Source organism: Rhodococcus sp. IEGM 1372 (assembly GCF_030056835.1).
Taxonomy (GTDB): domain Bacteria; phylum Actinomycetota; class Actinomycetes; order Mycobacteriales; family Mycobacteriaceae; genus Rhodococcoides.
This window is the reverse complement of record NZ_JASHKS010000006.1, coordinates 103,559-117,133: the sequence shown is the minus strand read 5'-3', so window position 1 is coordinate 117,133 and position 13,575 is coordinate 103,559. Positions and strand designations below refer to the sequence as shown.

Annotated in this window: 12 protein-coding genes and 1 pseudogene; 6 read left to right on the top strand and 7 right to left on the bottom strand. The window is 65.0% G+C overall.

The genetic code is table 11. The annotated features are described in order from the left end of the window. Nucleotides 1-30: 30 nt before the first annotated feature. The 3 genes from QM590_RS09265 to QM590_RS09255 are packed head-to-tail and all read left to right on the top strand — an operon-like array spanning nucleotide 31 to nucleotide 3,161. Nucleotides 31-1,251: a CaiB/BaiF CoA transferase family protein gene (locus QM590_RS09265; protein WP_068050101.1), complete on the top strand. Its 1,221-nt coding sequence runs from the start codon at nucleotides 31-33 to the stop codon at nucleotides 1,249-1,251. After that, nucleotides 1,252-2,175: a hydroxymethylglutaryl-CoA lyase-like TIM-barrel protein gene (locus QM590_RS09260; RefSeq protein WP_269594604.1), complete on the top strand. Its 924-nt coding sequence runs from the start codon at nucleotides 1,252-1,254 to the stop codon at nucleotides 2,173-2,175. Next, entirely contained in the window at nucleotides 2,172-3,161 is a 990-nt protein-coding gene (locus QM590_RS09255) for a 2-hydroxyacid dehydrogenase (RefSeq protein WP_269594605.1), read from the top strand. The genes QM590_RS09260 and QM590_RS09255 overlap by 4 nt, the downstream gene beginning before the upstream one ends. Here QM590_RS09255 and QM590_RS09250 read toward each other — a convergent pair. Together QM590_RS09250 and QM590_RS09245 are read right to left on the bottom strand one after the other, a co-directional pair. Next, nucleotides 3,149-3,925 (bottom strand): IclR family transcriptional regulator, encoded by a 777-nt coding sequence (locus QM590_RS09250; protein ID WP_262498255.1) that lies wholly within the window; start codon nucleotides 3,923-3,925, stop codon nucleotides 3,149-3,151. The two genes, QM590_RS09255 and QM590_RS09250, sit on opposite strands and share 13 nt — an antisense overlap. A 55-nt stretch (nucleotides 3,926-3,980) precedes the next feature. Continuing rightward, on the bottom strand, nucleotides 3,981-5,411 hold the full coding sequence (locus QM590_RS09245) for a dihydrolipoyl dehydrogenase family protein (protein ID WP_269594606.1): 1,431 nt from the start codon (nucleotides 5,409-5,411) through the stop codon (nucleotides 3,981-3,983). A gap of 29 nt (nucleotides 5,412-5,440) precedes the next feature. On the opposite strand from QM590_RS09245, the gene QM590_RS09240 reads away from it, so the two are divergent. Then, on the top strand, nucleotides 5,441-6,199 hold the full coding sequence (locus QM590_RS09240) for an SDR family oxidoreductase (RefSeq protein WP_269594607.1): 759 nt from the start codon (nucleotides 5,441-5,443) through the stop codon (nucleotides 6,197-6,199). A 13-nt stretch (nucleotides 6,200-6,212) separates the two neighbouring features. Here QM590_RS09240 and QM590_RS09235 read toward each other — a convergent pair whose 3' ends face one another. From QM590_RS09235 to QM590_RS09225, 3 genes are read right to left on the bottom strand one after another with little or no spacing between them, the layout of a single operon-like run. Further along, entirely contained in the window at nucleotides 6,213-6,458 is a 246-nt protein-coding gene (locus QM590_RS09235; RefSeq protein ID WP_068050123.1) for a DUF2630 family protein, read from the bottom strand. Between the two features lie 16 nt (nucleotides 6,459-6,474). Beyond that, a complete protein-coding gene (locus tag QM590_RS09230) occupies nucleotides 6,475-7,722 on the bottom strand; it encodes a hypothetical protein (RefSeq protein WP_269594608.1) in 1,248 nt (415 codons plus the stop codon). Further along, nucleotides 7,719-8,483 (bottom strand): crotonase/enoyl-CoA hydratase family protein, encoded by a 765-nt coding sequence (locus QM590_RS09225; RefSeq protein ID WP_149405111.1) that lies wholly within the window; start codon nucleotides 8,481-8,483, stop codon nucleotides 7,719-7,721. The genes QM590_RS09230 and QM590_RS09225 overlap by 4 nt, the downstream gene beginning before the upstream one ends. A gap of 61 nt (nucleotides 8,484-8,544) precedes the next feature. Between QM590_RS09225 and QM590_RS09220 the strand changes: the two genes are divergently transcribed. Then, nucleotides 8,545-9,147 (top strand): TetR/AcrR family transcriptional regulator, encoded by a 603-nt coding sequence (locus QM590_RS09220; RefSeq protein ID WP_094639804.1) that lies wholly within the window; start codon nucleotides 8,545-8,547, stop codon nucleotides 9,145-9,147. After that, nucleotides 9,134-10,749: pseudogene (locus QM590_RS09215) on the top strand (acyl-CoA dehydrogenase family protein). The gene QM590_RS09220 and the pseudogene QM590_RS09215 overlap by 14 nt, the downstream one beginning before the upstream one ends. Before the next feature lie 11 nt (nucleotides 10,750-10,760). On the opposite strand, the gene QM590_RS09210 reads toward QM590_RS09215, so the two are convergent. Continuing rightward, nucleotides 10,761-11,777: a hypothetical protein gene (locus QM590_RS09210; protein ID WP_269594609.1), complete on the bottom strand. Its 1,017-nt coding sequence runs from the start codon at nucleotides 11,775-11,777 to the stop codon at nucleotides 10,761-10,763. A gap of 115 nt (nucleotides 11,778-11,892) precedes the next feature. Beyond that, a complete protein-coding gene (gene pgi, locus QM590_RS09205) occupies nucleotides 11,893-13,542 on the bottom strand; it encodes a glucose-6-phosphate isomerase (RefSeq protein ID WP_269594610.1) in 1,650 nt (549 codons plus the stop codon). Nucleotides 13,543-13,575 lie beyond the last annotated feature (33 nt).

The window sequence follows — 13,575 nt, the reverse complement described above, 5'->3', positions numbered from 1 at the left end:
CCTGATTTTGTGAGTATCGAAAGGAACACGATGGCATTGCCGCTCAGCGGAGTTCGAGTTCTCGAGCTCGGCAACTACATCGCCGCCCCTACCGCGGCGCGCATGCTTGCCGATTTCGGTGCCGAGGTGATCAAGGTCGAACGGCCGGGAACCGGAGACGAACTGCGTAACTGGCGGCTCTACTCCGGCACCACGTCGATGCTGTATCGCACGATCAATCGAAACAAGAAGTCGATCGTGCTGGACCTGCGCACCGAACAGGGACGCAAGGACGTCGTCGACCTCGCTGCCAAGTGCGACATCGTGCTCGAGAACTTCCGGCCCGGCACTCTGGAGAAATGGGGTATCTCGCCGGAGGTGCTGTCTGCCGCCAATCCCGAATTGATCATCACGCGCATATCGGCTTTCGGGCAGACCGGCCCCATGTCGCAGCGACCCGGATTCGCCGCTGTCGCAGAGGCATACGGCGGTTTTCGCAATCTCGTGGGTGATCCGGACCGGCCACCGGTCCGAGTGGGAGTCTCGATCGGCGACTCGATCGCCGGACTGTACGCCGCGTTCGGTTGCGTCATGGCACTGTTCCAGCGGCAGACACAGCGCGCGGCGCAGGCACCCGACGAGCAGTCGCCGCTGACGTTGGCTCAGCGTTCCATCGATGTGGCGCTGAACGAATCGATCCTGTCGATGATGGAATCGCTGATTCCGGATTACCTCGCCTACGGAGTCGAACGTGAGCGCACGGGCGGCCGCATGGAGGGCATCGCCCCGTCGAACGCGTACCCGTGCAACGACGGTCACTCGATCATCATCGCCGGCAACGGTGACGCGATCTTCCAGCGCTACATGGAGACCATCGATCGCCCCGACCTCGGAGCCGATCCGGACCTGGCTTCCAACGCCGGCCGATGGCGTCGACGCGACGAGCTGGACGCCGCCATCTCGGCCTGGACCGGATTGCATTCGCGCGAGCAGGCTTTGAAGATTCTCGACGACGCCGGAGTGCCGTCGGGCCCGATCTACACCGCCGCGGACATCGTCGCCGACGAGCAGTACGCCGCCCGCAACATGATTCAGCACTTCTCGGTCGACACCGGAGGCGACAAGCCGACCGACGTCGGATTCGTCGGCGTCGTCCCGGTGATCGGCGACGCGTCCCTGCCGATTCGTTCCGTCGGACCGGATCTGGGCGAACACACCAGGGAAGTACTCTCGACTCTGCTCGGCCGCACCGACGAAGAGATGGGCCTGTAAATGTATCGCTTCGCTCCCGCCGCAGAGTTGCGCGACGTCACGATGCGCGACGGTCTGCAGCTGACCGGCAAGATGCTCCCCGCCGATCGCAAGCTCGAAATCATCAGGACCCTCATCGAACTCGGCGTACCGTCGCTCGAGATCGGGTCGATGGCGCGGGGCGACAAGGTGCCCCCGATGGCCAACACTCTCGAGGTCATCGGTGAGCTCACCGCCGCCGAACTCGCCCGATGCTGGGTGTGGGTTGCCACTCCACGCCATGTCGAGAAGGCCGCTGCCGCTGGGGCTCGCAACTTTCAGTACTGCTTCTCCGCGTCGGACTCGCACAATCAGGCCAACATCGGTCGGACCACCGAGGTGTCCCTGGCCGCGATGCCCGACGCCGTGGACATCACTCGATCGGTGGACGGTGAGATCGAGCTGTGTATCGCGACCTCCTTCACCTGCCCGTTCGAGGGGCAGGTGTCGCCGGATCGCGTCATCGAGATAGCCAACGACGATCGTGCAACCGGCGCAACGGATATCGTCATCTGCGACACCCTGGGACAGGCCGTGCCGGTTCAGGTGTCTTCGCTGATCTCTCGGGTGCGTGCCGAAACTCCGGATCGCAGAGTGGTGTTCCACGGTCACGACACCTGGGGCTTGGGCGTTGCGAACACCCTTGCCGCGATCTCGGCCGGAGCCACGATGGTCGACGGTTCGCTCGGCGGGCTCGGCGGTTGTCCCTTTGCGCCGGGGGCCAGCGGCAACACCTCGTCGGAGGACATCCTGTTCGCGACGCGACCGGACTGGTTCGAGCCGAAAACCCTGGCGGACATAGCAACTCTGTCGGAGGAGCTGCTCACCGAGTTGAACGAGCCCATGCGTTCGAAAACCGTTCAAGGTGCACGTTCCGAGGCCCGTGCTTTCGAGTGGGTCGCATGAGTCGAATCCTCGTCACCACCGAGATACCCGCGCCGGGCATGGACATCCTGCGCGCCGCAGGAGAAGTAGACCTGCGGGAAGTCGATCACCAGCAGTTGGTCGAGGCCTGCGCATCGGGTGAGTACTCCGTGGTCGTCTCTCAATTGCGTGATCGGTTCGACGCGGAGTTGCTGGAGTCGGCGTCTCTGGTCGGAATATCCAACTATGCAGTCGGATTCGACAACATCGATATCGCGGCGGCAACCCAGCGGGGCATCACTGTCGCCAACACCCCCGGGGTGTTGACCGATTCGACCGCGGACATCGCGATGTTGCTGATCCTGTCGACGGCTCGCCGCGCCGTCGAGGCCGATGCGTTCGTCCGTTCCGGCGCGTTCACCGGCTGGGAGCCCGAACTGCTTCTCGGCAGCGATGTCTCGGGCCGGGTGCTGGGACTGGCCGGCTTCGGTCGAATCGCCCGCGCTACTGCGCGTCGGGCATTGGGTTTCGGGATGACGGTCAAGTTCTGCCCCCGCCCGCCCGGCGATCGCGAGGTCTCCGAGAACGAGCTCGGCGAGTTCGCCGGCCGCGTCGAACATGCGTCGTGGGACGAGATCGTCACGACCAGCGACTTTCTGTCCCTCCATGTTCCGCTGTCGGATTCCACGCACCATCTGGTGGACGCCGCCGTACTCGGGGCGATGAAGCCGTCGGCGATCGTGATCAACACCGCGCGCGGACCGGTGGTCGACGAGGCAGCTCTGGTGACCGCACTTCGCGAGGGCACCGTTGCCGCAGCGGGATTGGACGTCTACGAGCGTGAGCCGGCCCTCGAACCGGGCCTCGCGGAGCTGCCCAACACGGTGTTGCTTCCGCATGTGGGGAGCGCGACGGTGTCGGTGCGTTCGGAGATGGCGCGGCTGTGCGCAACCAATGCAGCGGCGATGTTCGGCGGTTCGATGCCGCCGCATCCGGTGAACCCCGACGCCTGGTCTCACGCGGGGTAGCGGCCGCCCAGGGTTCTCGTGATCTGTTCGGCATGGGAGATCAGCAGATCCACCCAGTCCTCGCACTGCGACTGCGGCATCCGCAGCGTCGGACCGCTGATGGTGACGGCACCGACGATGTCCGCGGCCGAATCGAACACCGGCGCAGACAGTCCCGAGGCACCGGTTTCGCGCTCGCCGGTGGTGATCGCGTACCCGTCGGCTCTGGTCTGCGCCAACAGCGTTCGCATCGTCTCTGCCTCGGTCACCGTCTGCTCGGTCAACGATTCGAGTTCGCGAGACAGGACGCGCTCGGCGAGCTCGTCGTCCCAGGCCAGCAGGACGCGGCTGGCCGATCCTGCGCTGAGCGGGATGACCTTGCCGACGTACATGTCTCGGCGTAGGGCATGCCGCGTCTCGGCGATGGCGACGCACACGCGGTAGTTCTGTTCGGGCCGAAAGAAGCATGCGGTCTCGGTCGTCAGGTCTCGCATGTCCTTGAGCACGGGGTTGACGACCGACAGCACGTCGAGGTCCTTGGTGGCCGTTGCGGCCCAATAGGCCATGCGGACCCCGATGCGAATGCGGTCGCCGCTCCGATCCAGAAATCCCTGCTGCACAAGGTTGGTCACGAGGCGCTGCACCGTCGAGGTCGGCAGTCCGGTGGTCTGTTGGATCTCACCGAGAGTCATGGACGGACGGTCGAACGAGAAGGCGTCGAGAATCTCGGTGATCTTGCCCAGCACCAGAAGCGGTTGCTGCTTCGACGCACTCTCGGTGTTCACCCGTCCAATCTACTCGGCCACGCGATCCGCGAGGCGATTGTGCCCGAGCGCGTACTCAGCGACGAGATTCGAGCAGCCGCAGCCAGATCTCGCTGACCGTCGGGTACGACGGCACCGCATGCCACAGGTCGTCGAGCGAAACCTTGCCGACCACAGCCACCGTGGCCGCGTGGACCAGCTCCGCGACACCCGGCCCGACGAAGGTCGCGCCCACGATCGTGTCGGTGGCGCGGTCGATCACCAGCTGCGCTCGCCCCGAGTAATCGTCCTGTTGCAGAGACGAACCCGCGACTGCGATGTCCTGGGCCACGATCTCGACGTCGATGCCTTCTTCTCGGGCCTTGGCCTCGGTCAGTCCGACGGATGCCACCTCGACCGGCGTGAACACCACCTGGGGGATCTGGCCGTGATCCGCTGATGCGCGGAATCGCTTGCTGTCCAGCGGCTTGCCGTCGGCCCTGGCGGCAATGACGTCACCGGCCACTCGGCCCTGATACTTGCCCATGTGTGTCAGCGGCGCTCGGCCGTTGACATCGCCCACCGCGTAGAGCCAGTCGTGGCCGGGAACGGTCAGATGATCGTCGACGTCGATGTAGCGCCCGTCCTCGAGTCCGAGGCTCGACAGTCCGAGGTCGGAACTCGCCGGAGTACGTCCCGCAGCAACGAGCACTTCATCGGCGACGATCTCGGTACCGTCGACCACGAGACGGACAGTGCCCCCGTGGATTCGGCCGATGCCGGTGTCGGCCGGGTTCTCTCGTGACACCGACTCGAGGGAGGCGTCGAGCATGATTTTCGCGCCTCGCCTCTTCAGAGCCTCGGCGACGAGTTCACCGGCGAACGGTTCGGAACCGGCCAGCAGCGACGATCCGCGCACGATCATCGTGACCTTCGCTCCGAGCGAGAGCAACCACGTGGCCGCCTCCGTCGCGACGACGCCACCGCCGATGACCGCGATGTGACCGGGGGTCTCGTGAATGTTGGTGGCATCACGGGAGATCCACGGCAGGGCATCGCGCAGGCCGGGTGTGTTCGGTACGGATGCGGTGGTTCCGGTGGCGAGAACAACAGCGTGCCGGGCAGTGAGGGTGCGGCCGTCGACCTCGACGGTTCTCTCCCCGGTGAGGCGACCGTGGCCACGGATCACCGAGATGCCGGCCGACTCGGCCCACGCCACCTGCGAGGAGTCGTCGAGACCGTGGGTGAAGGATTCGCGTCGGGCCAGAACGGCGTCGGCGTCGAGAGGTTGATCGCCCACCAGTTCCTTGACGCCCGGCATGTTTCGTGCGGTGTCGAGAACCTCGCTGGGGCGCAAGAGTGCCTTGCTCGGCATGCAAGCCCAATAGGAGCATTCACCACCGAGAAGTTCGTGCTCGACGATCACGGCGGTGCGGTCGCTGCCTGCGATGGCGTACTGGGCGGCATTCTCGCCGACCGGTCCACCGCCGATGACGATGACATCGAATTCCGAGCTTTCTGAGGCCATTGCTCCACAGTGACATAGGCTCGCCGCTTATGGCGACCACTCGGAACAAGATTCTGATCACCGGAGCGAGCTCGGGGCTGGGTGAGGAAATGGCGCGACGGTTCGCAGGCATGGGCCGGGATCTGGCGCTCTGTGCGCGTCGGGTCGAGCGGTTGGACGACCTTCGCGCCGAGTTGATGCACCACAACCCGAACATCACCGTGGCGGTCCGGGCCCTCGACGTCACCGATCACGATGCGGTCGGTGAGGTGTTCGGAAAATTACGAGACGAATTGGGTGGACTCGATCGAGTGATCGTCAATGCCGGGCTCGGCAAGGGCGCGAAGATCGGTACCGGGCGAGCCGAGGCCAACCTGCAGACCGCCCACACGAACTTCATCGGGGCGCTGTCGCAGGCCGAGGCGGCCCTGTCGATCTTCCGAGCGCAGAAACACGGGCACCTGGTGTTCGTCTCGTCCGTCAGCGCCGACCGGGGACTGCCGGGGGCCAAGGCGACCTACTCGGCGAGCAAAGCCGCAGTGGCCTCGCTGGGTGAATCGTTGGCCACGGAACTGTCGCGAACCGACATCGCCGTCACCACCCTGCTGCCCGGCTTCATCGCCACCGACATGTCGGCCAACGCGGGCGACAGTGCCGCTCTCACAGCCACTCTGGACGAGGGAGTGTCGGCGATGGTCGACGCGATCGAGAGCGAAATCCGCCGCGCCGCGCTACCGGGACTCAAGTGGCGGGGCATCGACGCGGCGCTGCGGTTCCTACCGAATGTGCTGACGGATCGAATGGTCTAGGTTCCGGGCCGGGCTACTGCAGGTATCCCTCGACCCGGTCGACACTGTTGGCGGTTGCCGCGTCTGGGTTCTTGCCTGCATCGATACGCGCCCTACGCTGACGGAGCAGGTCCCAGCACTGATCGAGGGCGTGCTCGAGGGAGGCCAGTTGGGCCTTCTCGGTGTCCGGGTCGACATCCCCGGATTGGGCTTCGGTGCGGAGCTTGTGCTCGGTGGCGATGAGCTGCTGGATCTTGGTGTGGATATCGTGCTCGTTCATGGCGACAACGCTAGACCTACCAGGGTTTGGCGGCCAGGTTCCGCGTCGCCAGGGCTCGTTGCACGGCCGCGGTGAGCTCGGCCGGCGATCCGGCCAGGGCGTCATCTGTGCACACCAGCGAGAGCGTGTAGTTGCCGTCCAGTCGGGAGAGATAGGTGGACATGCGGATCGTCGACAGTGCGCCCGACGGGTTCGGATGGATCGCCCGCGTGGCCAGTCCGCACGATCGGTGCGAGCCGAGGGCAGTGATGCCGTCGGGAATGTCGCCGATGTTGGAGCACAACACTTCTCCGCGTCCAGGCGTCGACGTCAGCTTCGCGGCGACGCGGTGGGGGAGCAGCTGGACGATCTCGGGTGGATAGCCTGCCGGAGCTCCGACCGGCTTGCCGAACGCCTCCTTGCAGGCTGCTCGGATGGCCGCGGGCGAGTCGTCTCCGCGGACGGCGACGGTGGCCATGCCGATCGCATTGGCATCACCGGACCCGGTGCGGAAAGGAATGTCGACGGTCACTGCGGGAGAACCGAGTTCGCTCATCGTGGCGGCGACGACGGAGACGAACAGCGAATTGGCCGATCCGCCGACGCGTCGGGCAGCCGAATCCCACTCTGCAGCATCGACATCCACGATCACCGACGTCATTCTTTTCGCGTGGTGCGGTGCGATACCGCCGCTGTCGGCGGTGGTGAACGCTCGCAATTCGGCCCGGGCTTTCTTGCTGACCCACAATCTTGCCGTCGCCGCGATGGAGCGTAGGAGGACGGTGACGATCATCGCGAGCGCATCCTTCACATCCGAGCCCGGGTGCAGCACATGCACCGGTACCGATCCTGAGAATGCTTGTGCCGCAGCGTCGATGAGCTCACGAGCATCGGCCAGCGCGTGCGAACACACCAGGGACAGCACGGTTCCCCCGTGTGCAACGGGCGCGGCCGTCAACCGCCAGCCGGGCCCGTACTGCGGATCGAGTCGAACGTCTGCCTGCGCGTCGGCCCAGCCGATGATGTCGTCGACCGCGTCGGTGCCGTACTCGAGGGGAAGCGACTCGGATGAGATGTCCCATCGAAGTCGTGCCCCGGGGATGCGGGGCTTGCCGACTCGACGACCGAGCTGCCCTACAGCCAGTTCGTCGTGGATCCTGTCGAGTTCTTCCCTGCTCACCGTCTCGGTCGTGCGCCAGATACCTTGCAGTGCAATGGGAATTCCGTAGCCGCGGTGGGTCCGGAGAAATATCTCGTCGATCACCGACAGGCGCGTGGACTTCACGGACTCGGGGTGCCGTGACGTCCCGCGCCCGAGACGAACTTGCTCGCGCCGGTGAGTGCGTCGGCGGTGATCGAGATGGCTCCGTGCCGAAACTCGTTCTTCAGCGCTGCCTCCTCGTCGAGGCCGTCCTGTTCGAGGACGGACAGGCGATCCTCGCGCATGCAGGTCTGAGGTAGCAGGGCGAGTTCGGCAGCCAGGGCCTCCGCCTCGGAGCGAGCTCGCCCCACCGGAACGACTCGGGTGATCAGTCCGATGTTCAGAGCTTCCTGCGCATCGACTGCGCGACCGGTGAGGACCATGTCCATCGCCCGGCCGGTTCCGACGATACGCGGCAATCGCACTGTGCCGCCGTCGATCAAGGGAACACCCCAACGTCGGCAGAACACGCCGAACGTCGCGTCGTCCTCGGCGATACGGAGGTCGCACCACAGTGCGAGTTCCAGTCCGCCCGCCACGGCGTACCCGGAGACAGCCGCGATGACGGGCTTGGACAACCGCATTCGCGTCGGACCCATCGGGCCGTCGCCGTGTTCGGTGGCGTGGTTGGAGCGCGATGTCCCGAGTGCCTCGAGATCGGCTCCCGAGCAGAACGTGCCGCCTTCGCCCCACAGCACGGCCACCGACGCGGACTCGTCGGCGTCGAACTCCTCGAACGCCTGGGTCAGCTCCTGGGCGGTCGGGCCGTCGACAGCGTTCCGCACCTCAGGGCGCGACAGGACGATTGTGGTGACGGGGCCTGATCGTTCGATCCGTACCGACATGTCTGTGAACCCTACTCGAGTTCTCTTGCGTGAAGCAGTGAATCAGTGCTTCAATCCTTGTATGCCCTATCGACGGACGCCCGCGGTGCAGGCCAGGCTCGACGCCGGTCGTGAAAAACTGTTCGACGCTGCCATCGAGGTGCTCTCGACGCAGGGCTACGCAGGTCTGTCGATCGCCTCGGTCGCCGCGGCAGCAGGGGTGTCCGCCGGCAGCGTCTACACGCACTTCGAGGGCAAGTCGGATCTGGTCGTCGCCATCTTTCGCGAGGTCTGCAGCCGCGAGGTCGCTGCAGTGGTGGCCGTTTCCGGGCACGGCAGCACCGCCGAGCGGGTCACGGCAGTGGTGCAGACCTTCGCCGGACGGGCCTTGAAGAACCGAACGATGGCGTACGCGTTGTTGGCCGAACCGGTGGACCCGGCCGTCGACGCCGAGCGGTTGGTGTTCCGGCAGAAATTCACCGATGCCTTCGCCGACGCCATCGTGGCCGGCATAGCAGCGGGAGAGATCCCCGAGCAGGACGTGCGCATCTCGGCAGCAGGGCTGGTCGGTGCCGTCGGCGAAGTGCTGGTAGGTCCGTTGTCATCGCAGAACTCGGTGGACGTGATACCGGGTCTGGTCGCATTGTCGTTGCGCACGTTAGGAGTTCGAGATGGACACGCATGAGGTATTCAACCAGGCAGTCGACCTGAGTCCGTTCGACACGTCCCGGACCCGTCGTTGCTCGACGGCGTGGCGCGTACCGGTGGCGGCTGGGCGCTCGACGAGGTTCGGCAGCTGGGAGTCCTCGCCGGTGGAGTGGCGGCACAGGACTGGGGCCGGATCGCCAACGAGAACCCGCCGGTGCTGAAGACTCACGATCGATACGGCAATCGGATCGACGAAGTCGAATTCCACCCGCACTGGCACGATCTGATGACCGTTGCCGTCGAGCACGGGCTGCACGCCAGTCCGTGGGCCGACGATCGCGTCGGTGCTCACGTTGCCCGCGCCGCGAAATTCTACGTCTGGGGGCAGGCCGAGGCCGGGCACATGTGCCCCATCTCGATGACCTACGCCGTCGTTCCGGCGTTGCGGCACAATCCTTCTCTGGCCGCGCAGTACGAGCCGCTGCTGGCCTCGCGAGAATACGACTTCGGGCTGCGTGTTCCGTCCGAGAAGCGCGGACTGATCGCCGGAATGTCGATGACCGAGAAGCAGGGCGGATCCGATGTCCGCGCCAACACCACCACGGCCACTCCGTCGTCGGACGGAACGTACTCGATCACCGGCCACAAGTGGTTCACGTCCGCGCCGATGTCGGACATGTTCCTCACTCTGGCGCAAGCACCCGGCGGGCTGTCGTGCTTCATGCTGCCGCGCGTGCTGCCCGACGGCACTCGCAATCGAATGATGCTGCAGCGCTTGAAGGACAAGCTCGGTAACAAGTCGAACGCATCCGGTGAGCTCGAATACCACGGGGCCACCGGCTGGCTCGTCGGAGAAGAGGGGCGCGGCGTGCGCACCATCATCGAGATGGTCAATATGACTCGGTTGGACTGCGTCATCGGGTCCGCGGCCGGAATCCGCAACGCCACAGTGCGCGCAGTCCATCACGCGCGTCATCGAGCTGCGTTCGGGGCTGCCCTTGTGGACCAGCCTCTGATGCGAAACGTACTGGCAGACTTGACCGTCGAATCCGAGGCCGCCACCGCTGCCATGATTCGCCTGGCGCAGGCCACCGACGGCTCCGCCCGCGGCGACGAGCAGGAGAGTGCGCTGCGCCGAATCGCGTTGGCCGTCACCAAGTACTGGGTATGCAAGAGGGCACCGGCCCACGCCGCCGAAGCGCTCGAATGTCTCGGTGGTAACGGCTATGTCGAGGAATCGGGTATGCCTCGGTTGTTCCGCGAATCGCCGCTGATGTCGATCTGGGAAGGCTCCGGCAACGTCGCCGCACTCGATTCCCTACGCGCACTGGCCCGTCAACCCGACAGTGTCGAGGCCTTCTTCGGTGAGATCGGCCAGGCGTCGGGCGTGGATTCTCGCCTGGACGACGCCATCGCCCGCGTCGGCAAGGAACTCTCCGATACCTCCGACATGGAATACCGGGCCAGGCGAGTAGTCGAACTGATGGCCCTGACCTTCCAAGGCGCGCAGCTGGTGATGCACGGCAATTCCGCTGTGGCCGATGCCTTCTGCGCCACTCGACTCGACCGTGACTGGGGCATCGCCTTCGGCACCCTGCCCGTCGGCGTCGATACGGAGGCGGTGTTGGCGCGGGTGTAGGGGGATCGGATCTACGCCCCTCGCGGGAATTCGCACCGCCTGTAGGGTGCGCATATTCCTACGAGCGCCGTAGCTGCGGGGAGGGGTAGCTCGGCGTACCGTCCACTCGGCGGGCCGAGGAGCAATGCACGCCGATAGGCAGCATGAAGCCGGTCGATGATGACCTGCGGAGTCGACAAGTCCCGCCAGTCGAATCTGAAGACGGTCCTGCCCTGCTCGGCGAGTCGGTTGTGGCGATTCTTCTCTGCGATGATTGCTTGCCGTGGCTGCGGACCGTACTTGTCTTCCCCGTCGAACTCGGCGATCACCTCGGCCAGGTCGGGAAACAGGAAGTCGGTACGGGCGATGCGTCGACCGTCTTCGTCGAAGACCGTCTGATTGGACAGCGGAGTCGACACTGTCTGCAGGATCAGTCGCGATCGACTTTCGCCGACACTGTCGCTGCGTGCACTCATCGCGCCGATCGCACGTCGAGCACGTCCGGCACCGCTTCGGTGGTGCGCCGCATCGCAGCATTTCTCGAGTTCGTCGATTGTGGTGAGGCCATGCCGCAATGCCCGATCACCGAGACACACTGCAACCTCGAGTGGATGAGTTCTGGCGACGTCGACGACTGTACGCGCTGGGCGTGTGACCCGCATACCGTCGAGATGCAGCCACTCGTCGTCCAGTAGATCGGTGCCGTGAAGGAATCGCCGTCGACTGCGCTTGCCCGAGTGGCCGCGAAGAGTGGTCATCGTCACCGAGTCGAGTGGCAAGTTCCACAGGTCGAGTCCGAGAACCACCGCTGCGGACACATGGCTGAGCACGACGTCGTCGCCGGAATCGGCATAGGTCGCTTGAGCCAGGAGGGCATGCTGCTGCGCAGGGTCCAGTGTGGCGAAAACATCCCCTCGAACGAACCAGCCTCTGCGGATTGCAACGATGGACTTGTGTGCGCGTGCGCGTCGAAGGTCGTCGTCGGTGAAGCCCGACGCGAGTGCATCGGCACGGGTGAAGAGCCCACGTTGGTAGAAGTCCATGCTCATTTGGACGCACGGTTGACGCGTTTGGATCCGCTGAGCGCAATCTACGGCCCGTCCAGGAATCCGCACCGCCTGCAGGGTCCGTAAATTCTTACTAGGGCCGTAGATGCGCCGCAACTCAGGCCGAACGACCCCGCTGCGCCCGGTACCAGCGCACCAGGGCATCGGTCGATGAATCCGATTGTGCAGCAGGCGCTTCGGCGTCGGTCAGTACAGGCGTCAGTTCGAGGGCCTGGGTCTTACCGAGTTCGACGCCCCACTGGTCGTATGAATCCACGCCCCAGATGACGCCTTCGACGAAGACCTGGTGCTCGTACAGGGCGATCAACTGACCGACGACCGACGGCGTGAGTTTGGGGGCGAGGATGGAGGTGGTGGGCCGATTGCCGGGCATCACCTTGTGCGGCACCACATCTGCCGGAGTGTCCTCCGCGGCGATCTCTTCGGCGGTCTTGCCGAAGGCGAGCACCTTGGTCTGGGCGAAGAAGTTGCTCATCAGTAGATCGTGCATCGATCCGCTGCCGTCGCGGGTCGGCAGATCGTCGGTGGGCTCGGCGAATCCGATGAAGTCCGCCGGCACCAAACGTGTTCCCTGGTGCAGTAATTGGTAGAAAGCGTGCTGGCCGTTGGTGCCCGGCTCGCCCCAGAAGATTTCGCCGGTCGGCGTCGTGACGGGCGAGCCGTCGGCCTTGACGGACTTGCCGTTGGACTCCATCGTCAACTGCTGCAGGTACGCGGCGAAACGGGAGAGGTCATTCGAATACGGCAGCACCGCACGGGTTTCTGCGCCGAAGAAGGAGCTGTACCACAGGCCGACGAGGCCGAGCAGTACCGGCGCGTTCTCGGCCAGCGGCGTCAACCGGAAATGCTCGTCGATGCGATGAAAGCCGTCGAGGAACTCGCCGAACGCTTCCTTGCCCACAACGGCCATGACCGACAACCCGATTGCCGAATCGACGGAGTAGCGTCCGCCCACCCAGTCCCAGAAGCCGAACATGTTGGCGGTGTCGATCCCGAAGTCTGCGACGCGTTCGGCGTTGGTGGAGACGGCGACGAAGTGCTTGGCGACGGCGTCGTCACCGAGCGCGTCGACGAGCCAGCGTCGGGCCGCGGTGGCGTTCGTCAGTGTCTCGAGGGTGGAGAACGTCTTGGACGCAATGATGAACAGCGTCGACGCTGGGTCGAGTCCGTCGAGCGCACCGACCAGATCGGCGGGGTCGACGTTGGAAACGAACTTCGCGGAAATCCCCGCGTCGGCGTAATGACGGAGCGCGTTGTAGACCATGACCGGTCCCAGGTCGCTACCGCCGATTCCTATGTTGACGACGGTGGCGATCTTCTCGCCGGTGGCACCGACCCATTCGCCCGAACGCACTCGGTCGGTGAATTCGCCCATCGCAGTGAGGACTTCGTGCACATCGGCGACGACGTCCTGGCCGTCGACGGTCAGGGACGCGTCCGCCGGTAGGCGCAGTGCGGTGTGCAGTACGGCGCGATCCTCGGAGGTGTTGATGTGCTCGCCCGCGAACATGGCGTCGCGCTTGCCCTCGACGTCGGCGGTGCGCGCGAGTTCGACGAGCAGTTCGAGGGTCTCGCGGGTGATCCGGTGCTTGCTGTAGTCGATATGGAGATCGGCAGCATCGAGCGTGAACGTGTGCGCTCGGTCGGCGTCCTCGGAGAACAGGTTCCGAAGATGAGTATCGGCGATCGTGGAGTAGTGATCGGTCAGCTTCTGCCAGGCATCCGTGCCGGTGATATCGACGCTCATACGAACCAACAGTAATCCGGTGCCGAGTCATGC